The sequence below is a fragment of the Hymenobacter antarcticus genome, assembly GCF_039539545.1.
GTDB lineage: Bacteria > Bacteroidota > Bacteroidia > Cytophagales > Hymenobacteraceae > Hymenobacter > Hymenobacter antarcticus.
In genome coordinates, this window is record NZ_BAABDI010000004.1 from 40,515 (window position 1) to 63,427 (window position 22,913).

At 62.5% G+C, this 22,913-nt stretch carries 16 protein-coding genes; 11 read left to right on the top strand and 5 right to left on the bottom strand.

Annotation, left to right across the window (positions count from 1 at the left end):
* Positions 1–25: 25 nt before the first annotated feature.
* The 4 genes from katG to ABD819_RS04640 form a co-directional block, all read right to left on the bottom strand.
* On the bottom strand, positions 26–2,278 hold the full coding sequence (katG, locus tag ABD819_RS04625) for a catalase/peroxidase HPI (protein WP_345121486.1): 2,253 nt from the start codon (positions 2,276–2,278) through the stop codon (positions 26–28).
* A gap of 329 nt (positions 2,279–2,607) precedes the next feature.
* Entirely contained in the window at positions 2,608–4,503 is a 1,896-nt protein-coding gene (locus tag ABD819_RS04630) for an ABC-F family ATP-binding cassette domain-containing protein (RefSeq protein WP_345121488.1), read from the bottom strand.
* 363 nt (positions 4,504–4,866) lie between these two features.
* The gene (locus ABD819_RS04635; protein WP_345121490.1) at positions 4,867–5,640 is read right to left on the bottom strand and encodes an acyl-CoA desaturase; all 774 of its coding nucleotides are present in this window, start codon (positions 5,638–5,640) and stop codon (positions 4,867–4,869) included.
* 310 nt (positions 5,641–5,950) lie between these two features.
* Complete coding sequence (locus ABD819_RS04640; RefSeq protein ID WP_345121492.1) at positions 5,951–8,644, bottom strand: AsmA family protein; 2,694 nt, start codon at positions 8,642–8,644, stop codon at positions 5,951–5,953.
* Positions 8,645–8,815: 171 nt separating this feature from the next.
* Between ABD819_RS04640 and ABD819_RS04645 the strand changes: the two genes are divergently transcribed.
* The 3 genes from ABD819_RS04645 to ABD819_RS04655 all read left to right on the top strand — a co-directional run bounded on the left by ABD819_RS04645 (position 8,816) and on the right by ABD819_RS04655 (position 10,716).
* The gene (locus ABD819_RS04645) at positions 8,816–9,124 is read left to right on the top strand and encodes a DUF1572 family protein (RefSeq protein ID WP_345121494.1); all 309 of its coding nucleotides are present in this window, start codon (positions 8,816–8,818) and stop codon (positions 9,122–9,124) included.
* A gap of 71 nt (positions 9,125–9,195) precedes the next feature.
* Complete coding sequence (locus ABD819_RS04650) at positions 9,196–9,753, top strand: 2'-5' RNA ligase family protein (protein WP_345121497.1); 558 nt, start codon at positions 9,196–9,198, stop codon at positions 9,751–9,753.
* Positions 9,754–10,218: 465 nt separating this feature from the next.
* Complete coding sequence (locus tag ABD819_RS04655) at positions 10,219–10,716, top strand: hypothetical protein (RefSeq protein ID WP_345121500.1); 498 nt, start codon at positions 10,219–10,221, stop codon at positions 10,714–10,716.
* A gap of 91 nt (positions 10,717–10,807) precedes the next feature.
* On the opposite strand, the gene ABD819_RS04660 is transcribed toward ABD819_RS04655, so the two are convergent.
* Positions 10,808–11,272, bottom strand: coding sequence for a BLUF domain-containing protein (locus ABD819_RS04660; RefSeq protein ID WP_345121502.1), 465 nt, complete (start codon positions 11,270–11,272; stop codon positions 10,808–10,810).
* Positions 11,273–11,848: 576 nt separating this feature from the next.
* On the opposite strand from ABD819_RS04660, the gene ABD819_RS04665 reads away from it, so the two are divergent.
* From ABD819_RS04665 to ABD819_RS04700, 8 genes are all read left to right on the top strand, one after another.
* A complete protein-coding gene (locus ABD819_RS04665; RefSeq protein ID WP_345121504.1) occupies positions 11,849–13,246 on the top strand; it encodes an exopolysaccharide biosynthesis polyprenyl glycosylphosphotransferase in 1,398 nt (465 codons plus the stop codon).
* 115 nt (positions 13,247–13,361) lie between these two features.
* Positions 13,362–14,132: a WecB/TagA/CpsF family glycosyltransferase gene (locus ABD819_RS04670; protein ID WP_345121507.1), complete on the top strand. Its 771-nt coding sequence runs from the start codon at positions 13,362–13,364 to the stop codon at positions 14,130–14,132.
* A gap of 271 nt (positions 14,133–14,403) precedes the next feature.
* Positions 14,404–15,294: a glucose-1-phosphate cytidylyltransferase gene (gene rfbF / locus ABD819_RS04675; RefSeq protein ID WP_345121509.1), complete on the top strand. Its 891-nt coding sequence runs from the start codon at positions 14,404–14,406 to the stop codon at positions 15,292–15,294.
* A gap of 203 nt (positions 15,295–15,497) precedes the next feature.
* Positions 15,498–16,610 carry an NAD-dependent epimerase/dehydratase family protein gene (locus ABD819_RS04680; RefSeq protein WP_345121511.1) on the top strand — a complete coding sequence of 371 codons (1,113 nt, stop codon included), beginning with the start codon at positions 15,498–15,500 and terminating at the stop codon, positions 16,608–16,610.
* A 68-nt stretch (positions 16,611–16,678) separates the two neighbouring features.
* The gene (gene rfbC, locus ABD819_RS04685) at positions 16,679–17,287 is read left to right on the top strand and encodes a dTDP-4-dehydrorhamnose 3,5-epimerase (protein WP_345121513.1); all 609 of its coding nucleotides are present in this window, start codon (positions 16,679–16,681) and stop codon (positions 17,285–17,287) included.
* Between the two features lie 182 nt (positions 17,288–17,469).
* Positions 17,470–18,840, top strand: a complete 1,371-nt coding sequence (locus ABD819_RS04690) for an NAD(P)H-dependent oxidoreductase (RefSeq protein ID WP_345121515.1) — start codon at positions 17,470–17,472, stop codon at positions 18,838–18,840.
* A gap of 43 nt (positions 18,841–18,883) precedes the next feature.
* Positions 18,884–20,104: an ATP-grasp domain-containing protein gene (locus ABD819_RS04695; RefSeq protein WP_345121518.1), complete on the top strand. Its 1,221-nt coding sequence runs from the start codon at positions 18,884–18,886 to the stop codon at positions 20,102–20,104.
* Between the two features lie 140 nt (positions 20,105–20,244).
* A partial coding sequence (locus tag ABD819_RS04700) for a PQQ-dependent sugar dehydrogenase (protein WP_345121520.1) occupies positions 20,245–22,913 on the top strand: 2,669 nt, incomplete at its 3' end.

A 22,913-nucleotide genomic window follows, 5' to 3' on the forward strand; every position in this document is an offset into this window, starting at 1 on the left:
TGCGGCCGGTTAGGCTGCGCTACTCTTAGGCCAGGTCGAAGCGGCCGAGGTTCATCACCTTGCTCCACACGGCCACAAAGTCCGTTGTGAACTTCTCCTGGGCATCCGAGCAGCCGTACACTTCGGCCAGGGCCCGCAGCTCGGAGTTCGAGCCGAAAATCAGGTCCACGCGGGAGCCGGTCCACTTCACTTCTCCGGTCTTGCGGTTGCGGCCGTTGAAGGTATTCTGGGCGTCCGACGTCGATTTCCAGGTGGTGCCCATGTCGAGCAGGTTCACGAAGTAGTCAGCAGTTAAAGCACCCGGGCGGTCGGTGAAGACGCCGTGCTGCGACTGGTCGAAGTTGATGTTGATGGCCCGCAGGCCACCGAATAGCACCGTGAGCTCGGGCGCGCTCAGGGTCAGGAGCTGGGCTTTGTCGACCAGCATTTCTTCAGCCGACGCCTTGTGGTGGGACTTCAGGTAGTTGCGGAAGCCATCGGCGGCCGGCTCCATGGCCGCAAACGACGCTACGTCGGTTTGCTCCTGGGAAGCATCGGCGCGGCCGGCGGTGAACGGAACCGTCACCTCATGCCCGCCCTGCTGAGCAGCCTGCTCGATGCCCACACCACCGGCGAGGACAATCAGGTCGGCCATGGAAACCTGCTTGCCGCCGGTTTGGGCACCGTTGAATTCCCGCTGGATGCCTTCCAGCTTCTGGAGCACCTGCGCCAGCTCGGCCGGCTTGTTTACTTCCCAATTCCGCTGCGGGGCCAGGCGAAGACGACCACCGTTGGTGCCGCCCCGCATGTCGGAGCTGCGGTAGGTGGAGGCCGAGGCCCAGGCGGTGGATACCAACTGGTACACCGACAGGCCCGAATCCTTAATCTTGCCTTTCAGCGCGGCGATATCCTGCTCATCAATCACTTGATAAGTGACGGTCGGGATGGGGTCTTGCCAGAGCAGCTCTTCCGTGGGCACTTCCGGGCCCAGGTACCGCTCTTTCGGGCCCATGTCGCGGTGCGTCAGCTTGAACCAGGCCCGGGCAAAGGCATCGGCAAACTCGTCGGGGTTCTCGTGGAAGCGCTTGGAAATGACTTCATATCGCGGGTCGACCCGCAGGGCGATGTCCGTGGTGAGCATGAAGGGAGCGTGCTTCTTGGCCGGGTCGTGGGCATCGGGAATGGTGCCGGCACCGCCGCCGTTCACGGGCCGCCACTGGTGCGCTCCGCCGGGGCCCTTGGTCAGCTCCCACTCGAAACCGAACAGGTTGTCGAAGTAGTCGTTGCTCCACAGGGCGGGCGTACGGGTCCAGGCCCCTTCGAGGCCGCTGGTAATAGTGTCGCCGCCGTGGCCTTTGCCGAAGCTGTTGCTCCAGCCCGTGCTCATCTCTTCCAGGCTGGCGCCGGCGGGCTCCATGCCCACGTGCTCGCCGGGGTTGGCCGCCCCGTGGGTTTTGCCGAAGGTGTGGCCGCCGGCAATCAGCGCCACCGTCTCCTCGTCGTTCATGGCCATGCGGCCGAACGTTTCGCGGATGTCGTGGGCCGAGCGCACCGGGTCGGGCACGCCGTTGGGGCCTTCGGGGTTCACGTAGATGAGGCCCATCTGCACGGCGGCCAGGGGGTTGTCCAGCTCCCGCTTATCGGTGTAGCGCTTGTCGCCCAGCCACTCGGTTTCGGGGCCCCAGTAAATATCCTGCTCGGGCTCCCAGACGTCGTCGCGTCCGGCACCAAAACCGAAGGGTTGGAAGTTCATCGACTCCAGGGCGCAGTTGCCGGCGAGGACAATCAGGTCGGCCCAGGAAATCTTCTGACCATATTTCTGTTTGATGGGCCAGAGCAGCAGGCGGGCTTTATCCAGGTTGGCGTTGTCGGGCCAGCTGTTGAGGGGCGCAAAGCGCTGGGCACCGGAGCCACTGCCGCCGCGGCCATCGCCGATGCGGTAGGTACCGGCGCTGTGCCAGGCCATCCGCACGAAGAACGGGCCGTAGTGCCCGTAGTCGGCCGGCCACCAGTCCTGCGAATCCGTCATCAGCGCGAACAGGTCTTGCTTGACGGCATTAAGGTCCAGCTTCTTGAACTCCTCGGCGTAGTTGAAGTCCTGGCCCAGCGGATTGGAAGGGGCTGCGTGCTGGCGCAGGATGCTCAACTTCAGTAGGTTGGGCCACCATTCGCGGTTGGTGCGGCCACCGCCGGCGCTCTGTTTCAGCGCGCCGCTGCTAAACGGGCATTGAGCCGCGGGCTCATTCAGCTCGTAGAGAATCGAATTTTCCGGGGGGAGGCTGTGCAGGTTATTTTCCATCTTGAGATTGATTTTTAGGTCGTCCTGTTCTGCGAATTTTGAGAGTCGAAAATCGAGCGTTCCGATATGGTAGCCAGCTTCTTCGATAGAATTAATCAGTCGATGATGCTGAGTTTAGTCCGCTCGGAAAGCTGGGATTGAGACAAATTTACAACTACTCTTTTCATAATCAAAATTGATTTAATTGATGGTTTTATAACCACAGATTATAATTGGTGAAGATTCAGCTTTGCACTCCAAAAACTGAATAAAAAAAGCGGCGTCGCTTCAAGGGGATATTCCTTGAAACGACGCCGCCCATGAGCCTCAGCAACTGAGGATTTTCTCGGTTACATCAACTCCTCCCAGCGCTTGGTCTGGGCCGTCAGTTCCTTCTTCACCGCTTCAAATTTGAGGGTGGCGTCCTTCAGCATCGCCGCGTTGGCATAGATGGCCGAGTCGGCTAGTTGGGCTTCGTAAATCGCCAGCTCTTTTTCGAGCGCGGTGATGCGGGCTTCTACTTCAGCCAGCTCTTTGGCGGCCTTCTTGGCGTCGTTGCTGTTGGATACGTGCACCGTTTTGGGCTGCTCTACTGGCACGGGCTTGGGGGCCGAGGGGCTGGGCAGGCCGGCCTTCTTGGCGGCCTTTTCGCGGTCCTCCTGCCACGTCTCGTATTCAGCGTAGGTGCCGGGGTACTCTTTCAGCTGGAAATCCTCGATGTACCAGATTTTGGTGGCCACATTCTCCACGAAGAAACGGTCGTGACTGATGACGATGAACGTGCCCTGGTACTGCTCCAGGGCCTGAATCAGGATGTTTACCGACACCATGTCCAGGTGGTTGGTCGGTTCGTCGAGCAGTAGGAAGTTGGCTTCCGAAATCAGGGTTTTGGCCAGCGCCACGCGGCTTTTCTCGCCTCCGCTCAGGACTTTGATTTTCTTGAAAACCTCCTCGCCCGTGAACAGAAACGAACCCAGCACCGAGCGCAGCTCCATGTCGTTGCGCTTCGAGCCGGCCTCGCTCATCTCCTGCAAAATCTCGTTATCCAGCGTCAGCGACTCCAGCTGGTGCTGGGCGTAGAACGACATAATCACGTTGTGGCCCAGCTGGTGTTTGCCGGCGGTGGGGGCCTCGGTGCCCGCCACGAGGCGCATGAGCGTGGACTTGCCCTTGCCATTGGCTCCGATTAGCGCGATTTTGTCGCCCCGCTCGATGTGCACGTTCGTGTCGCGGAAAATCAGCTTCTGGTCGTACTTCTTGGTCACGTGCTCCATGCGGAGAATGTGGCGGCCGGGCTCAGTTTTGAAGGTAAACTTCATGTTGATTTTGGCCGCGTCGCTGGCCACGTCCTCGATGCGCTCGAGCTTATCGAGCGCCTTCACGCGGCTCTGGGCCTGCTTGGCCTTGCTGGCTTTGGCCTTGAAGCGCTCGATGAAGCGCTCGGCGGCCCGGATTTGGGACTGCTGGTTTTCAAAAGCGCCCTTCTGAATGAGGTTGCGTTCCTCTTTTTCCTCCAGGTAATAGGAGTAGTTGCCGGCGTAGGGCACCAGCTTGCCACCAATCACCTCCACGGTCGTGTTGGTGGTGCGGTCCAGGAATTCGCGGTCGTGACTCACGATGATAACCGCGCCCTCATAGTCGGCCAGGTAGTTTTCTATCCACTTGATACTCGGCAAGTCCAGGTGGTTGGTGGGTTCGTCGAGGAGCAGAAGGGAGGGCTGCTGTAACAGGATTTTAGCCAGCATCACGCGCATGCGCCAGCCGCCCGAAAAGGACTTCAGCGGCTTGGTCAGCTCCTCGGTGCTGAAGCCTAGGCCTTCGAGAATCTCCTCGGCGCGCGACTGCATGGTGTAGCCGCCCAGCGCCTCAAACCGCTCCTGCATGGTGGCCAGCTTGTCAATCAGGTCGTCGGAGTAGTCGGTTTCGAACAGCACCAGAATGTCGTCAATCTTCTTCTGCAGCTCCAGGGCTTCCTCAAAGGCCTGCATGGCCACGTGCAGAATGCTTTCGTGCGTGTCGTAGCTCAGCAAGTCCTGGTTCAGGAAGCCCAGGCTCACGTCCTTAGCCATCGAAATGTTGCCGCCGTCGGCCTTGTACTCGCCCACCAGCAGGCGCAGCAGCGTGGATTTGCCGGTGCCATTGAGGCCGATGAGGCCAATTTTGTCCTTGGGCTTGATGTGCAGGCTGGCGTTATCGTACAGCGCACGGGAGCCAAAGTGGAAGTCGAGGTCGGAGATTGAAATCATGGGGTCGCGGGGTATTCGGGCGCAAAGGTACGGCGCAGGGGTGGGGTAGTCCTGCTAAAAACCCCGGTTGCTATTCACTCAACCAAACCTGGCGCTGAGAAAGTGCGCCGCTGCCCGCCGAACGGGCGGCGGGAGGCTCCGCAACTTCTATAACTGATGTCACGCATTCTCATTGTTAAAGCGCCTCGGGGGATGTAGCGCGGACTTTGTAGTCCGCGAGTCTGCGCCGCTACAACCACTAAACGGCGCAGACTCGCGGACTACAAAGTCCGCGCTACATCCCGCTGCGTGACAGCAGTTCTATAAAACAAAGCGGCCTCTCCCAATCGGAAGAGGCCGCCTCGTGGTGAAAGCTACTTCTGCTTATGCCGCCGCTGCTTTAGCGGCAGCGGTTTCCAGCGCTGCCACTTTCACCAGGCGCAGCTTGATGATGCCCAGCTTATCCAGCGTCCAGATGACGGGGTAGGAGGGGTCGAGCTCCCATTTCTTCACGCCGAAGTTGACGCGGCTGGGCAGCTTGTGGTGGTTGTTCTGAAACAGCTCGCCGCCGGTGAGGAAGTCGAAAAACAGCGAGTTGCGGCTCTTGTCGTTGTTGTCGAAGTTCTGGTAGCCGTACTTGTGGCCGGCCCAGTTCACGATAGCCCCGTGGAAAGCGCCCATGCTTAGGTGAACAGGCAGGAGCAGAAACTGCCACCAGGCGGTAGCAAAGTTGACGTAGAACAGCACGTACACCGCCGCCCAACCCACGCGAGAGTACCACTTATTGCCGAATTCTTCGAGCGAATTCCACACCGGGTAATCACCGGCGAAGCGCTCGGCGGCCACACTGGTGCCATTCACGCAGTCCTGGTAGATGGTGCGGGTTTTCCACATCATCGTGAAGGCGTTGGTGCTGTTGTGGGGCGAGTGCGGGTCGTTCGGCGTATCGGAATAGGCGTGGTGCATGCGGTGCAACAGCGCGTAGGCCCGCGGCGACATAAAGCTGCTGCCCTGCGTGGCGTAGGTCAGCAGGAAAAACACCCGTTCCGTGAGCGGGCCCATCGTGAACATGCGGTGGGCGGCGTAGCGGTGCTGGAAAAACGTCTGCGTAAACAGCGAGAGGTACCAGTGCGCAAGGAAAAAGGCGAGGATTATCATAGGTATGGTTGCGCCACCGGGCGGATGGCAGGAAAAGGCGCTGCGGGCCCAGAATGTTCGAAATGAAGCTAGCGTTAAGATAAACGATGCTGTAAGGTACAGCGTTTTCAGGCTGTGAATTTCGTGGTGCTAAGTAGGTCGGAGGAATTAGTTTAACTTATCAGCACGTCATGCTCATCTTGCGTCCGCTTGTCGAAGCATCTCGCGTGTGGTAGTAAACCAATCGAATGAGTTACTACCACACGCGAGATGCTTCGGCTGCGCTCAGCATGACGTTCTTTTATAATGCAAAGCAATTCATCCGACCTACTTACTTGGGTAGGGGCGCTTCGTCCTTCGATTCGCTGAGCTTCTGCGCTATTTTCTGGGGCACGCCGATGCTGTGAAACAAACCACTCACCACGCCCTGGCGCCAGAGGGTGAACACCGAAAAGCGCGGCTCGCGGGTGCTGGTCATTTCGCCGGTCACCAGCTCGCCGCGCTTGCGCGGGTTCTGGTCGCGGATGACTACCACGTTGGCCACCTTCGAGATAACCCGTTTCAGCAGCGGCTTCTTGATTTCCTCGTTTTTGTAGCCCAGCAGCTCCAGCTGCAGGCCCGAATACTCGGCCCACATGGTACCGGTGGTGCCCTTGCGGCTTGCCTGCAGGTCGAAGCGTATCCGCTGCACCTCGCCCTTCTTAAACTTCACCAGCCGGGTGGGCACGGTCATGGGATTGAGGATGGCAAACGGGCCGGCGCCGAACGCACCCCAGACCCGGTGCCGCCCTTTGGGGTCGAGCACATACATCGACACCTGGGCATCGAGCCGGGTCCGGTTCTGGAGGTAGGTGCTGGCCTTGCCGGTGAGGGGCGTGGCAGCGGTTTGGCGGCGGCGGTCGTTGCTCAGGTTGTAGAAACTACCGTTGAAGCGGTTGATGCTCAGCCGGCCCGGAATGGGCGTGAGCGGGCTGCGGTACGAGGAGTAGAGGTTGCCGTCGCGCAGGTCAAGCCGGCGGATATCGATGATAGTGGATAGTTTCAGCATCTCCTCGGGCGATATTTTGGACATGTTCGGGTTAATGGGCCCGCGCCCATCGGACCGGATGCGCACCACCGGGCGCTGCACCAGCACCCGCGCCGCCCGCACATCGGCCCGCCGCACCAGGCCGGCAAAATCAAGCCCACTCAAAGCCAGTACCGGCAACTTAATGGTGATGGCGGGCGCCTGGTAGCCCTTGTGCTGGTTCATGGCCACGGGCGAGTATTTTGGGGTGAGGGCCAGGTCTTCGAAGCGGAAGGTTTGGGCGTCGGTGTCGAGGCGCGCGCGCTGGCTGCTGGCAAGGTAGTAGGGCGGGTCGAACGGCGCGGTGATGCGGCCGGAATTGGCCTGCCAGCCCCTGGCGTAGGCAATGCGGCTGGGCGTGAGGGCCGCCAATGAGTCGATGCGAATGGCGCGGCCGGTCAGGTTCAGGTCGCGCACCTGGGGCAGGTGGCGCAGGCCGCTAATCTCAAACTCGGCGTGCCTGACGCGCAGCTGGGCCAAATCGGTGCGCCGCAAAAACTTCGACACCAGTTTCCAGACGGGCGGCGGAGGCTGGGCGGGAGGTGTGAACTTCAGGTTGGGCCGGTCCAGCACCAGCGAAGCAGCCTGAAAATGCTGCTGCGCCAGCGCCAGCGCATTCCAGCCGGTCAGGGCCAGGCTGGGCAGCAGCAGGTCGACGCGCACGGCACCGGGCTTGCCCTGCCCGGGCGCGGGCGGCTGAATGCGCACTGCGCGCAACTCAAACGTGCCCGCCGTGGTCGACAGCCGCAGGCTTTTCAGCGTCAGGACGTGGGCGGCCACGGTAGCCCGGCTCGCGCCCAGCGCCACGTTCCAGGCTTTGGCGAAGAAAATGCGGCGCGTGTCGGGCGCGCCCGCCGAATCGAGGTGCAGGCCAGTGGCGGCTACCTCCAACTCGTGAATTACCGGAGCCGGGGCCGCGCCCGTCACGCGCACAAATCCCTTACGCACGGCGAGGTGCGCCAAGTCCAGGCTGCGCAAGTACGCACTAATCGACTTCGAGCTGCCGGCCGAACCCGTAGTGGGCAGGTTGGCCGTGAGCTGCGGGCTTTCAATCAGCAGCGAATCCGCCCAAAATGCGCGTTTACGCTGCAACGCCGCTGCTCGCAACCCGGCGATGCGCAGGCGCGGCAGGCTCAAATCGACGCGGGCCTGGCCGGGCTGAGTGGCACCTATTGGCCGCACGCGCCCCGAATCAAGCTGAATGCGCTGGTCGGCCGTCGAAACGCTCAGCCCCGCCAGGCTCAGGCGGTGGCCCGCTGCCGCGCCCTGCGCATGACGCAATAGTAAATCCCAGTTAGCCGCGTAGCCCAGACGTTGGGTATCGGCCGCGCCAGCGGCGGTGATGAGCAAGTCGTGAGCACTCAAATCGGCACGCTGTACCTGCGCCGTGGGCTGGACGCTTGGCCGGTAGCTGGCCTGGGTGTGCAGCAGGCCGAGATACCCGATTTTCAGGCCCTTAATCTTCAGGGGTAAACGCTCGTGTAGCGGTTTGCCCGCGTTTTTCGTGGGCTGCGTGGCCAGGGCCAGTAGTTCAATCTTAACCGAATCCAGCACCACGCTATCGAGGGGCACCACGGCTTTGCGCAGCAACGCTAGTAGGCCAATGCCGGTCACGTTCAGCCGGGCCACGTCGAGGCGAATGCGGGGCAGGGTATCGGCCACCGTAGCGGCCGGGCGCAGGCGCACGCCGCTGAGGCGCACGGCCCGCTGCCAGAGGCTGGTGCGCAGCTCGCCCACTTGCAGGCGGTACTGGCCGTGGGTTTGCCTGGTCACCTGCTGTTCCAGTTGCCGCTTCAGCCACGGGTCGAGCCAAAGGGTGAGCGCCAGCCAAATGCCCGCTACCAGCGCCAGCCCGCCCAGCAGCCAGCGCCCCCAGTGCCGGGGGCGCGGCGTGGGAGTTTCCGGCGCGGACGAAGCAGCGGCGGCGGCAGAATTGGCAGCAGAAATGGTTTCGGGCACGGTGCAAAGGGACAGGCTTAGCGTAACGATAAACAGCAGGGTCAGGGTTATGCCGCCGCTGGTCAGGCCGATGAAAGCCGGAAATTTGCCGACTACGAAGCGCAGAGCAAGGGCGAAACAAAGCCAACTGTTCAGCTGGCGCGGTCGGGCTGAATTTATTACTTTTGGCCCATGCTGAACCCGACTTCTACCGACCCCGTTGGCGCGGCTCTGCTGGCATCCTTCCGGCACAACTTTCGGATGTACAAAACCCTGGCCGACCGGGCCCTGGCCCAGCTCTCGGAGGCCGAGTGGCTGCACCAGCCCGCGCCGGGCAGCAACAGCGCCGCCGTTATCGTGCAGCACCTGGTGGGCAACCTGCGCTCCCGGTTCACCGATTTGCGGAGCACTATCACTACTCGGGGCGAGGCCTTCCAGTCGCTGAGTATTCCGCGCGGCCAGAGCCAGGAATTCAACCACCAACTAGCGGCCCGCTCATGAACGCGCAATATGAGTTGCGGGAATCGGCGGGTGCGCTCGTCGTCCCGCGTCCAAAATCCGTATCAGAAACCATGCTTGCCATTACTTCCCTCCTCAGCGCGCCCCATGTGCTGCACATCAACGGCATTATTAAGCGGCTCGAAGAAAAATTCGGCCTCGACGACGTGCAGGCCACCCTCGACCCGCACCTGACTTACCAGCTGGCCGGCGTCCGAAAACTAAGCTCCCTGAAAAAGGTGCTGGCCGACGTGGCGGACACTACCCCGCCATTTCCGGCCTTCACCACGGGGCTGGGCGTGTTTCCGGGCGCGCAGCCGGTTATCTACATTCCGGTGCTGCGCTCCGATGCCCTCAACGCCCTGCACCGGCGCATTCTGGCCGCCACGGCCCCGCTGTGCCTGCGCACCGATAAGTTTAGCGGCCCCGATTGCTGGCTGCCGCACATCTCGCTGGCCCTGCACGACACCACCCCCGACCTGCTGGGGCCGGTGCTGAGCTACCTCAACCAGGAAGCCTACAACCTGAAGCTGACCATCGACAACATCACCATCCTGCGGCAGGAGGGGGAGCTGTTTGTGAAAGAGGAGGTTTTCGCCATGGGCGCTAAAGTGGCGCAGCCCGTGGGATAAGCAGGTCGCCGCCGGCGGTTTTTTAACTGGCGTTAATCCGAAAATTTCAGGGCGACCCCGAAACGGGCACGAATAATTTTTGCTGTCCGGTCGGCAGCGGGGAGCTCCGCGTTGCCCGGACATTCCTGAATAATGCGTTTTTACAGTGTATTTAAAGTTTTGATTTAAAACAAAACCAATACAGGATATTAGCATATTTTTGAATTGGTGCAGTATAATACAATTAATTATTCGTAAATGATGAATATTGACCCTGTTATGGTTGCTCCAGTGATATAAATTTATAAATACAAAATTCTAATAATAGGCTTTTTCCGTGAATAGCTGAACCAAAATATTTGAGGCGTAGTTAGGTCGGCAGTATCAGCCACTGGACTGGTGCGGTAGTTATCTGCTTGCCCTTAAACAATTATACGTTTCACTCGGGAGTCGCTTTCCGGCTCCTAAACCCCACAAGTTGATTGCATGAAAAAAATGCCCCTAATGATAGGTGTGGCCCTGGCCGCCCTCACGCTGGCCTCCTGCGAAAAAGAGTTGGAACAAGTAGACAGCTCGCCCCAATCCGCCGCCGCTTCGTTGCAGGCCAAGCCTGACTTGCTGACCACCGGCGACTGGCACCAGACCGGCCTCACCGTGAGCTCGGCCACCGAAGGCTCCGCCCTGATTGCCACTTCCGACCTCTTTGCCCAGGCCAAGCCGTCGATGCTGGTTAAAGTAGCCTCCTACAAAGCCGACGGCACGTATTCGCTGATGCGCGGGGCCCGCGCCGGCAGCGCCTTCGCCGAGCCCGTGACCGGCAAATGGCGCCTGAACGCCGCCGCCGACTCGCTCATCGTGACCCAGGGCGACCAAACGCGCCACCTGGCCGTGACCGAGCTGACGGCTTCCACCCTCAGCCTCACCTACACCGATGGCGGTGCCAGCGGCAAACCTTCCACCTACACGTCCGTTTTCTCCCACTAATCGCGGCGCAATTTGGGCAATGCTACCCCGCCCGGCCATCATGGCCGGGCGGTTTTTTTTGTCCGATTCCCAACGTAATGCTTGGGCTTGGCTAGCGCCTGCTGCCAATCATGCTCTCGCACAGGGCACTATCGTCGTAGCCCATGGCAAAGTCCAGCAGCAGCCGCTTGAGTTCGGGGGTGGCTCGGGTGAGGTTGCTCACGCGCAGGTACAGGGCCGTGGGGGCGTAGTAGCCCGGCAGGGCGGGCAGGCCCGGACTGGCCCGGAAGCTCATGCACCAGTCGGCAAACACCTGGGTGGAGCTGGGCCCCTCGCTGAGCACTATCAGGTGCTCGTGGCGCGGGTCGGGGGCAATGCGGTTGTAGTAGAGGTGGTGCACGGCGGCTTCCTCGCCCTCCAGCACTTGCAGAAACTGCCCGTTGGGGGCGTGCAGCAGCATGCCCGTCACATGATGCTCAAGGTTGCAGGTCCAGGATTTCCGCAACAGCTCGACGAGCTCTGGTTGCGTGAAAGCCGTCAGAGCCTGACTTTGGTAAATGAGGTGATATAAGCGCATGGCGAAAAGCCGCTAGGCGGAAATACCGTTGACCTGATGGGAATGGCCCGGTATGGAAGTATTAGGCGGTGGACTATACCCCGCTCCGCATATGGCACCCCAACGGAAAAATATTCTCCGAGGCGAGCGGATTATTAAATATAGCATAAATATTATAAATAAAATAATCTGATTAGTAGTTTATTGCTAATCTGAACGGGACTGGCCTGTGGTGGATGCGGGAGCCCGGGTGAGGGGCAGTGGGCAGGTGCTTTGGTGGGAAAGGACCGTAGCGCTGCCCAGGCGCGGGATTGGGGCACCAATGGGCAGGGAAGCCATCAGCAATAGCGCCACGAATGGGGATAAGCACAAATATATTAAATGTAATATATACGGCTTTATTATGTCAAGTGAATGATTTACAGATGTATTGAATATGATTTTATCGATAGTCAAAATTTGACCGCAAGAGTTGGGTTATATTAAATATTGTAAAATGTATATAAATGGTTAACTTTCGTTCAGAACTACCCGGTCTGGCCGTATCCGTGCCCGGCGGACGCCACTTTTTATCCCGCGCATTATCCGTGCTTACTTATGGAACGATATGTACGATACTCGGACACTTCCCGCAACATCCTGACCGTGTTGGACAGTTGCCTTATCTGGGTGGCTTTTCACCTGGCGGGCTTTGTGGTGTGGCACTCGTGGGCCATCGAAAGGGAGGGTTTATTCTTTTTTCTCACGTTTGTGCTGCTGTGGTGGATACTGGCCTGGCAGTACGCCAACGTGTTCCGGCTGGACCGGCGCATTACCTACGGCGAAAAGCTGCGCCACCTGCTGAAGGCTTTTTTGGTGCACGGCGTGCTGGTGGTGGGCACCGTGGTAGCGCTGCGGGTAGCCGATGCCGCCACGAGCTACCTGGTGGCCATCTACGGGTTTGCGGTGGTGGGCGTGGTGGTGGGGCGGTTTGGTGTCACGCTGTGCTACCGGGCGTGGCTGCGGCACTTTTCGCGCCAGCACAACCGCTTCGTAATACTGGGAGCCAGCCAGAGCGGACAGGACCTGTACCACTACCTGATGGCCGACGATTCGGCGAGCTACCAGTTTAAGGGGTTTTTCACCGATGAGCCGCTGCCCACCTCGTTGCGGGCGCTGCGGCGCGGGGCCGTGACCGACCTGATAACCTACTGCCAGAGCACGCCGGTAGATGAGATTTACTACGCCCTGCCCCTCGACCGCCACGACCTGATTGAGGAGCTGTCGCGCTACGCGGAGGACCATTTCCTGGCCTTTCGCATCGTGCCCGACTACCAGGGCACCGTGGGCAAGGAAGTGAGCGTGTATTTCAACGACCACCTGCCCATTCTCACGGTGCGGCACGAGCCGCTGGGTTTCCGCACCAACCAGGTACTGAAGCGGCTGTTCGACCTGGGCTTTTCGCTGCTGGTGATAGGGGGGCTGTTTCCGTTCATTCTGCCGGTGCTGGCCCTGCTCATTAAGCTTGACTCGCCCGGGCCGGTGTTCTTCAGGCAGATGCGGCCGGGCAAGCGCAACAAGCTGTTTCCGTGCTTCAAGCTGCGCACCATGCGCACCGACCAGTGCCAGGGGGAGTTGCAGGCCACCAAAGCCGACCCGCGCGTGACGCGCGTGGGCCGGTACCTGCGCAAATACAACCTCGACGAGCTGCCCCAGTTTTTCAACGTGCTGCTGGGGCATATGTCGGTGGTGGGGCCCCGGCCCAACATGGTGTCGCAGCTGGAGGAATACTCCAAGCGCAGCCGCACCTATCAGCTGCGCCACGCCGTGACGCCGGGCATCACGGGCTACGCCCAAGTGAACGGCTTCCGGGGCGAAACCCGGGCTCCCAACGCCATGGAAAAGCGGGTGGAATACGACCTGAAATACGTGGAAAACTGGTCGTTCGCGCTCGACCTGCAAATCATCGGTAAAACCGTGCGCAACATGGTGCGCGGGGAGGAAAATGCCTATTAGGGCAATGAGTGAATGAGTGAATGAGTGAATCTGGCCAAGCTCACACAATCACACAACTCAAACCTATCCCACCGTTCGCTCACTCGCTCATTCACTCATTTACTCATTGCCTCCAATGCTACCTAAATTCTCCGTTCTGCACGCTAATATCTCGACGGGTTGCCCGGCCGATTTCGTGGACGCCATTTTGCGGCTGGGGGCGGCGCGTGCCTCGGCCTACGTGTGCTTTACCAACGTGCACATGCTGGTAGAAGCCGAGCGCAACCCCGCGTTTGCCCAGGTGCTGAATGCCGCCGCCGTGGCCGTGCCCGATGGCAGCCCGGTGGCCGCCGCCGTGCGCTGGTGCGGCGGGCCGACCCAGGAGCGGGTGGCGGGCATGGATTTGCTGCCGGCCCTGCTGCGCGAGGCCGCCGAACGGGAGCAGTCGGTGTATTTCTACGGCACCACGCCCGACGTTTTGCGGGCCATGGTGAAGCGGGCGCGGCGGGAGGTGCCGGAGCTGCGCATTGCCGGCGTGCACGCGCCGCCCTTCCGGCCCCTCACGGCCGCCGAGGATGCGGCCGAGGTAGCGCACATCAACGCGGCCGACCCGGATTTGCTGTTTGTGGCGCTGGGCTGCCCGCGCCAGGAAACCTGGATGGCGGCCCACCAGGACCGCATCGGGGCGTGCATGCTGGGGGTGGGGCAGGCCTTTCCGGTGTATGCCGGGCTGGAGCCGCGCCTGCCCGTGTGGGCCCGGCGGCTGTGGCTGGAGTGGGCCTACCGGCTGTGGCAGGAGCCCCGCCGCCTGGGCCGCCGCTACCTGAGCACCAACGCGCGCTTCGTGTACCTGATGGCCCGCCGCAGCCTCGAAAACCTGGCCGGGCAGCTGCCCGCGTTTGCTTAGTGGTGAGGCTTTTAGGGTAGGAGGTTTTTTAGGGTAGGAGGGTAAGAGGGTAGGAGGGTGTGAGGGTAGGAGGGTAGGAGGGGAAATTGTTGTCGCACCCTCACACCCAAAAAAATCTCACACCCTCCTGCCCCAAAAAAACTCCTGCCCTCACACCCTCCTACCCTCACACCCTCCTACCCTCACACCCTCACACCCTCCTACCCTCTTACCCTAAAAAACCTCCTACCCCCAAACCCTCATACCCTCCTACCCCAAAAACCTTCACCTCATGAAAGCAGTGATTCTAGCGGGCGGCTACGGCACCCGCATCAGCGAAGAAAGTGGCGTGCGGCCCAAGCCGATGGTGGAAATCGGGGGAAAGCCTATTCTGTGGCACATCATGAAAATATATGCTCACCACGGCATCACCGACTTTGTGGTGTGCTGCGGCTACAAAGGGCACCTGATAAAGCAGTATTTCGCCGACTACTTCCTGCTGAACTCCGACGTGACGTTTCGCATGGACCGCAACGAGATGCAGGTGCACCGCAACAACGCCGAGCCCTGGACCGTGACGCTGGTGGATACCGGCCTGGAAACCATGACCGGCGGCCGCCTGCGCCGCGTGCAGAAGTACCTCGACGACGAAACCTTCTGCCTGACCTACGGCGACGGCGTGAGCAACGTCGATATCGCGGCCAGCATCCGGTACCACCGGGCGCAGGGCGCGCTGGCCACCCTCACGGCGGTGCGGCAGCCGGGCCGGTTCGGGGTGTTCAACCTGGCCGGCGAGGACAGCCGCGTGAGCAACTTCAGGGAGAAGCCCGAGGGCGGCGAAACGCCCTGGATTAACGGCGGGTTTTTCGTGCTGGAGCCCGGCATCTTCGACTACCTCGACAACGACCAGACGGTGTGGGAAAAAGAACCGCTCGAGCGCCTGGCCGCCGATGGCCACCTGGCCGCCTACCGCCACGCCGGTTTCTGGCAGCCCATGGATACGCTGCGCGACCGCAACATGCTGGAAGAGCTGTGGCAGGCCGGCAAGGCCGAATGGAACGTGTGGGCCCAGGAGGCCGCCCGCCCCGTGACCAGGCCCGAGCTCGACCAGATACTAACCGCGCCGCTCGCTACGCCGGTGAGCCGCCGCGCCGGCCCGGCGGCCGTGATGCCCCGCGACTGATTTCTTTCAGCGGTTGAATCCGCAACAAAAAAAACGTCATGCTGAGCGAAGCGCAGCGAAGTCGAAGCATCTCTGCCGCGCAAGTAATTCAATGCTGCCACAACGAAGCGGTAGAGATGCTTCGGCTGCGCTGCGCTCCGCTCAGCATGACCGTTCGTTCAGCATGACGTTCCGAAAGATTACCTCCATTAACTGCAAAGAGTATGAAACCAGCCCGAATTCTCATTACCGGCAACATGGGCTACGTGGGGCCCGGCGTGGTGCGGCACCTGCGCCAGACTTTTCCCGAAGCCGAGCTGATTGGCTACGACCTGGGCTACTTTGCCCACTGCCTGACGGGTACCACGCGCCTGCCCGAAACCCGGCTGACGCGGCAGGTATTTGGCGATATCCGCGCTCTGCCCTCGGGCCTGCTGGCCGGGGTAGATGCGGTGGTGCACCTGGCCGCAATTTCGAACGACCCCATGGGCACGGCCTACGAGGACGTGACGATGGAAATAAACCACCGGGCCGGCATTGCGCTGGCCAAGCGCGCCAAGGCCTACGGCGTGAAAAGCTTTGTGTTTGCCAGCTCGTGCAGCATGTACGGCCTGGGCGGCTCCGATGCCAAAACCGAGGAGTCGGCCCTGAACCCGCTCACGGCCTACGCCCGCTCCAAGGTGGCCAGCGAGCGCGACCTGGCCCCGCTGGCCGACGAGAAGTTCCGGGTGACCTGCCTGCGCTTTGCCACGGCCTGCGGCTGGAGCGACCGGCTGCGGCTCGACCTGGTGCTGAACGACTTCGTGGCCGGCGCGGTGGCTACCGGCGAAATCAGCATCATGAGCGACGGCACGCCCTGGCGGCCGCTCATTCATGTGCTGGATATGGCGCGGGCCATTGGCTGGGCCGTGACCCGCGAGGTGAGCCACGGCGGGGCCTTCCTGGCCGTGAACGCGGGCTCGAATGGCTGGAACTACCGCGTGCGCGAGCTGGCCGAAGCCGTGGCCGAGGCCCTGCCCGGCACCCGCATTCGCCTGAACCCCGATGCCGCCCCCGACCTGCGCTCCTACAGGGTCGATTTCACGCTCTTCAAGCGGCTGGCTCCCGATGTGCAGCCCCGCCATACCCTCAGCAGCACCATCAGCGAGCTGCACCACAAGCTGCTGGACATGGGCTTCCGTGACCCGAATTTTCGGGCTTCGCGCCTGATGCGGCTGCGCGTGATTGCCGCCCTGCGCGAGCAGGACGAGCTCACCGAAGACCTGACCTGGGCCACGGGCCAGCCCGCGCCCGCGGCCGAAGTGCCGCTCTACCGGCCCGAGCTGGTGGTGGTATAAAGCTCATCAGCAAGTTTATATCACGCAAGGTTATTTCACTCAAGCCGCCTTTACCGGGCATCATCGTTATGAAATTCACCGAAACTGCCCTCGCGGGGGCTTACGTCATCGACGTGGACCGGCTGGCCGACGAGCGGGGCTTTTTTGCCCGCTCCTGGTGCGAAGACGAGTTTGCCGCCCGCGGCATTGCCATGCCGCCGCTCCAGGCCAACATCTCCTTCAACCCGCGCCGGGGCACGCTGCGCGGCATGCACTACCAGCTGCCGCCCCACGAGGAAACCAAGCTGGTGCGCTGCACGCGCGGAGCCATTCTCGATGTGCTTGTGGATTTGCGGAGCGAGTCGCCCACGTTTGGGCAGTGGCTGGGCGTGGAGCTCACGGCCGAGAGCTACCGCATGCTGTTCGTGCCCGGCCGGTTCGCGCACGGCTTCCTCACCCTCACCGACAACACGGACGTGTGCTACCAGGTATCGGCCAAGTACGCGCCCGGCGCCGAGCGCGGCCTGCGCTGGAACGACCCGGCCATCGGCATTCGCTGGCCCTTCGCGCCCACGCTGATATCCGACAAAGACCAGCACCACCCCAACTTCCGCGAGCTGGCCCTGGCCCCCAACGAAGCCCAGCTGGTGAGCGGACTGATGATGGACTGGGAGCTGGACCACGGCCGCAGCTGGTAGGGTTTTAGTGGTTAATGATTAATGGTTAATGGTTAATGGTTAATGAGCGGCTGCGAAGCAGTCGGTTACGGACTGGCGCATTGGAGCAAACCACGCATTGCCGGCAGTCACTAACTATTAACCACTAGCCACTGACCACTAATCATTAACCACTGACCACTAACCACTAACCACTAAAAAGAATGGTACTCGTCGACACTGCTTTGAGAAAGCGCCAGGAGGCCGGCCAGCCCATACGGGTGGCCATGGTGGGCGCGGGCTTTATGGGCCGGGGCGTAGCCCTGCAAATTTGCCGCTACGTGCCCGGCATGACCCTGGTGGCCATTGCCAACCGCACGCTGGCCCAGGCCCGGCGCGCCTACGCCGAAGCCGGCGAACCCCTGGCCCAATCCGTGGACACGGTGCTGGAGCTGGAAAGCTGCATCCGGCGCGGCCAGCCGGCCATCACCGAAGATGCCCTGCTGCTGAGCCGGGCCGAAGGCATTGATGCCATTATTGAAGTGACTGGGGCCGTGGAGCACGGCGCGCGGGTGGTGCTGGAGGCCATTCGGCACGGCAAGCACGTGGTGCTGCTCAACGCCGAGCTCGACGGTACGGCCGGGGCCATCCTGAAGGTGTATGCTGATAGCGCCGGCGTAGTGTACACGGTGAGCGACGGCGACCAGCCCGGCGTGACGCTCAACCTGGCCCGCTTCGTGAAGGGCCTGGGCGTGAAGCCGGTGCTGTGCGGCAACATCAAGGGCCTGCACGACCCCTATCGCAACCCCACTACCCAGGAGGCTTTTGCGCGGCAGTGGGGCCAGAACCCGAGCATGGTGACGAGCTTCGCCGACGGCAGCAAAATCAGCTTCGAGCAGGCCGTGACTGCCAATGCCCTGGGCATGGAAGTGGCCCGGCGCGGCATGCTGGGGCCCACGGTGGCACCCGGCACGCCCATCAGCAAAGCGGCCGAGTGGTACCCGCACGAGCGCCTGCTGGACGGCGGCCCCGGCCTGGTGGACTACGTGGTGGGGGCCGAGCCCGGCCCCGGCGTGTTCATTCTGGGCACTCACCACGACCCCGCGCAGCAGCACTACCTCAAGCTGTATAAGCTGGGCTCAGGGCCGCTCTACTGCTTTTACACGCCCTACCACCTCTGCCATTTCGAAACCCCCAACTCGGTGGCGCGGGCGGTGCTGTTTGGCGATGCGTGCCTGGCCCCGGCCGGCGCGCCGAAGGTGGAAGTCATTACGGCCGCCAAAACTGCGCTGCGGGCGGGCGAAACGCTCGACGGAATCGGCCACTACATGACCTATGGGCTGGCCGAAAACTATGCCGTGGCCCGCGCCGAAAACCTGCTGCCCATTGGCGTGGCCGAGGGCTGCCGCCTGCTGCGCGACATTCCCAAAGACCAGGTGCTGACCTACGACGACGTGGCGCTGCCGCCCGGCCGCCTCATCGACCAGCTGCGCCGCGAGCAGGCCGCCTATTTCGATGGTGAGCCCGGCCCGCTGGCCCACAATGGCCGGCCCACGCCGGAGGCCGCCCGGCGCGAGCCAGTGACGGTGGGGTAGGGGTATCTACGATTTCTTTCCGCGTCTTTTTTTCTGCAAAGCCATGAATACCAGCCCGTCTCAGTTGTTGAAGTTTGTGGGCCGCCAGCCGGTCATGGCCGCCTCGCCGCCCCTGGCCGTGACGGCCCCGCGCCCGGCCGCGCCGCCCGTGCCCGCCCGGCCCGGCCGCCTCACGGTGCTGATGCTGGAAGGGGAGTACCGCCTGACCGGGGCCGTGCTGTTGTGCCTGAGCCGGCAGCCCGGCGTGCGCGTGCACCTGCTCACGCGTGATGCCCGCAGCCCGTACCGGTTTTCGAGCTACGTACGCACGACCTACGTGGCCCCGGCCAACCTGCCCGATGCCAACCTGGCCACGTTTGCCAGGGAGGTAGCCGCCGCCACCGGGGCCGAAGTGCTGCTGCCCGTGGACGTGGCCGGCATGCGCTTCGCCATTGCCCAGCGCCCGGAGCTGGAAAAGGCCCTGCGCGTGCTGCCGCTGCCCACGGCCTCCTACTATGAGATAGCCGCCGATAAGGGCTTGCTGGCCGCTTTTATGCAGTGCCACAGCATCCCGGCCCCGGATACCATCATGGATATTCAGACCAATCTGGCGGCGAAGCTGGGGCAGTTCCGGTTTCCGGTGCTGCTGAAGCCCATTGACGGGGCCGGGGGGCGCGGCATCGTGAAATACGCCTCGGCCGAAGCGCTGCTGGCGGCGGTGGCGGCCCTGCCCGCCGGCAGCCGCTACATCGTGCAGAACTGCATTGAGGGCTATGATATCGACTGCAACGTGCTGTATCACAACGGGCGGCTGGTGGCGCATTCCATTCAGAAAGGCCTGGTGCCGACGGCGGGCGAGTACGCCCCCACCGAGGCCATCGAGTTTGTGCGCAACGACGCCGTGCTGGCCGTGGTAGACCGCCTGATGCGGGCGCTGCGCTGGAACGGCGTGGCCCACCTCGACCTGCGCTACGATGCCCGCGACCACCAGATTAAGGTTATCGAAATCAATACCCGCTTCTGGCTCACGGTGGTGGGCTCGGCCCTCGCGGCCGGGGTCAATTTTCCGGCCCTGGCCTGCCTGGTGGCGGCGGGGCGGCCCGTGGCCCCGGCCCCGTACGCGCTGGGGCGCTACATCCCATTCGCCAGCTACTGCAAATACCAGTTTGGGCCGCGGGAGCGGCAGCCGAACGAAATCCGGTTTGGCCTGCGCGACACCAGCGTGCGCGCCTTTATCGGCGACCCGCTCACCAAGCTTTACCGCTTTCTCACGGATAAGGACTAGCCGGTATGCGCCCTGCTTAGCGGCCATTGATTAATTCTTGTTTCATCATTCTATTGCATGCCAATGCCTTAGCGCCAGTTTATGCCATGAAAATTCTGCCTACTTCCTTGCTTCTGGCCCTTCTGCTGGCCTGTTTTTGTTTGACCCTACGTGCCCAGACGCCGCCCGCGGGCTTCACCAACACCACTGTTTCGACGGGCTGGGACGAGGCGGTGGGCCTGACCTTCAATAGCACGGGCAGCAAGATGTTTGTGTGGGAGCGGCCCGGCAAAGTGTGGGTGGTGGTGAACGGGGTGCGCCAGCAAATCCTTGATATCTCGCCCGAGGTGGGGGGCTGGAACGACCACGGCCTGCTGGGCTTTGCCCTCGACCCGAACTTCGACACCAACGGGTATATGTACCTGCTCTACATGGTGGACCGGCACTACTTACTGAATTTTGGCACGCCCAGCTACAGTGCCACCACCAACGACTACAACACCGCCAGCATTGGCCGGCTCACGCGCTACACGGCCACGCCGGCCGGCACGGGCTACACCGTGAGCCTGGCCAGCCGCCGAATCCTGCTCGGAGCCACCAAAACCACCGGCATCCCGGTTACTTCCTATACCCACAGCCCGGGTTCGCTGGTGTTTGGGGCCGATGGCACCCTGCTCGTTTCGACCGGCGACGGGGCCGACGCCGCCATCGACCCAGGTAGTATTGGCACCTACTTTGCCCAGGCCCTGGCCGATGGCATCATCACGGCCAAAGAAAACATCGGCTCGCTACGGTCGCAGCTGGTGGACTGCCTGAGCGGGAAAATCCTGCGCCTGAACCCGGCCACCGGCGACGGCATCCCGAGCAACCCCTTCTACGACGCCGCCAACCCCCGCGCTGCCCGCTCGCGGGTGTGGGCCCTGGGCACCCGCAACCCCTTCCGCATGACCCGGAAGCCGGGCACGGGCAGTACCGACCCGGCGGCAGCCAACCCCGGCGTGCTCTACCTCGGCGATGTGGGCTCGTGCTGCTGGGAGGAAGTGAACGTGGTGGACCGGCCCGGCGTGAACCTGGGCTGGCCCATATTTGAAGGGCTGCTCCTCAATGATGACTTCTACACCTCACCGGTGCCCAACCAGGATGCGCCCAACCCGCTTTTCGGCGTAGGCGGCTGCACCAAGCAGTTTTTCACCTTTCCCGAGCTCATCAGGCAGGCCACGCCCACGGGCACCGCCACGTTCACCAACCCCTGCAATGCGGGCCAGCCCGTTCCGGCCAGCATTCCCACCTTCGTGCACACCCGGCCGCTCATCGATTGGGGCCACCCCATTGGGCCGGCGCGCACGGGCATCTTCAGCGGCACCACGGCCGCTACGATTAATATCGGGGCGAGCGGTTCGCCGGTCAGCGGGCCGCAGTTTGGGGGCGCCGCCTCGGTGGGCGGGGTGTTTTATCCCTACACCGATTTCCCGGCCCAGTACCAGAACACCTACTTTTTTGGCGATTACGGGGAGGGCTGGATACGGAGCATGACGGTGAACGGCAGCAACCAGCCCAGCGCGGTGCGCAACTTCGTGAACAGCGGGGCCGTGCCGGTGGCCTTCGCCGTGAGCCCCGGCGAGACGGGCCTGTTCTACGTCAATTTCTTCCCCTCGGAAATCCGTAAAATCAGCTACATCACGGCCGCCAGCCCGCCCGTGGCCGTGGCTTCTTCCAACAAAACCTTTGGGCCGGCCCCGCTGCTGGTGCAGCTCACGGGCAGCGCCTCCACCAACCCCGGCGGGGGCACCCTGACCTACCGCTGGAACTTCGGCGACGGCACGGCCACCAGCTCGGCGGCTAATCCCAGCCATACGTTCGCGGCCCCCAGCGCGGCCCCCATCAACTACACCGTGACGCTGACCGTGACCAACGGCGCGGGCCTGACCAACCAGGCCTCGCTGACTATTTCGGTGAATAACACCCCGCCGCAGGTCACCATCACGAGCCCGGCGGCGGGCACGCTGTACCCGCTCACGGGCAACACCGTTTACCCGCTGCGGGCCACCGTGGTCGACGCTGAGCACAGCGGCGGCCAGCTCGCCTATGCCTGGCAAACCGTGCTGTACCACAATACCCACCAGCACCCCGACCCGATTGATACCACCCGCCAGACCAGCACCACCATCGTGCCCTTCGGCTGCGGCACCGAAACCTACTACTACGTCGTCCGGCTCACCGTGACCGATGCCGGCGGCCTGGCCACCACCCGGGAAGTGCGCCTCAATCCCGATTGCGCCACCACCAGCTTCACCCTCGTGGATGCCGACGCGCCCGAAGACATTGACATTCAGCCCCTGGTGAATGGTAGCGTCCTGAACCTGGCCACGCTGCCCACCCGCAGCCTGAACATCCGGGCCAATGCCAACCCGGCCACCACCGGCAGCGTGGTATTCGCCCTGAGCGGGGCCCAAACCCAGAACGTGACCGATTCCGGGGTGCCCTACGCGCTGTTCGGCGATGTGAACGGCGACTACAATTCCTGGACCCCGGCGGTGGGCAGCTACGTGCTCACGGCCACGCCCTACAGCGGGCTGAATGGCAGCGGTGCGGCCGGCCCGCCGCTCACCATCAGCTTCACCGTCACGGATTCTAATCCGCCCGGCGCGTTCACGTTCTACCGGGCCGTGAACCTGGGTGGGCCGGCCCTCACGCTCGACGGCAACGCCTGGGCGGGGAGCACGGCCCCGAACTACTCCACCAACGGCGCGGCCTTCGCCAACCAGGCCGTGCCGCTGGTGCCGGCCACCGACGCGGCGCGGGCGGGCATGATTCGGGCCTGCGTGTCGGG

What these genes read in the sequence shown, in the direction of transcription:
- katG (WP_345121486.1), bottom strand. Translation starts at nt 2,278, where the DNA reads ATGGAAAATAACCTGCACAGCCTCCCCCCGGAAAATTCGATTCTCTAC.
- ABD819_RS04630 (WP_345121488.1), bottom strand. Translation starts at nt 4,503, where the DNA reads ATGATTTCAATCTCCGACCTCGACTTCCACTTTGGCTCCCGTGCGCTG.
- ABD819_RS04635 (WP_345121490.1), bottom strand. Translation starts at nt 5,640, where the DNA reads ATGATAATCCTCGCCTTTTTCCTTGCGCACTGGTACCTCTCGCTGTTT.
- ABD819_RS04645 (WP_345121494.1), top strand. Translation starts at nt 8,816, where the DNA reads ATGCTGAACCCGACTTCTACCGACCCCGTTGGCGCGGCTCTGCTGGCA.
- ABD819_RS04650 (WP_345121497.1), top strand. Translation starts at nt 9,196, where the DNA reads ATGCTTGCCATTACTTCCCTCCTCAGCGCGCCCCATGTGCTGCACATC.
- ABD819_RS04655 (WP_345121500.1), top strand. Translation starts at nt 10,219, where the DNA reads ATGAAAAAAATGCCCCTAATGATAGGTGTGGCCCTGGCCGCCCTCACG.
- ABD819_RS04660 (WP_345121502.1), bottom strand. Translation starts at nt 11,272, where the DNA reads ATGCGCTTATATCACCTCATTTACCAAAGTCAGGCTCTGACGGCTTTC.
- ABD819_RS04665 (WP_345121504.1), top strand. Translation starts at nt 11,849, where the DNA reads ATGGAACGATATGTACGATACTCGGACACTTCCCGCAACATCCTGACC.
- ABD819_RS04670 (WP_345121507.1), top strand. Translation starts at nt 13,362, where the DNA reads ATGCTACCTAAATTCTCCGTTCTGCACGCTAATATCTCGACGGGTTGC.
- rfbF (WP_345121509.1), top strand. Translation starts at nt 14,404, where the DNA reads ATGAAAGCAGTGATTCTAGCGGGCGGCTACGGCACCCGCATCAGCGAA.
- ABD819_RS04680 (WP_345121511.1), top strand. Translation starts at nt 15,498, where the DNA reads ATGAAACCAGCCCGAATTCTCATTACCGGCAACATGGGCTACGTGGGG.
- rfbC (WP_345121513.1), top strand. Translation starts at nt 16,679, where the DNA reads ATGAAATTCACCGAAACTGCCCTCGCGGGGGCTTACGTCATCGACGTG.
- ABD819_RS04690 (WP_345121515.1), top strand. Translation starts at nt 17,470, where the DNA reads ATGGTACTCGTCGACACTGCTTTGAGAAAGCGCCAGGAGGCCGGCCAG.
- ABD819_RS04695 (WP_345121518.1), top strand. Translation starts at nt 18,884, where the DNA reads ATGAATACCAGCCCGTCTCAGTTGTTGAAGTTTGTGGGCCGCCAGCCG.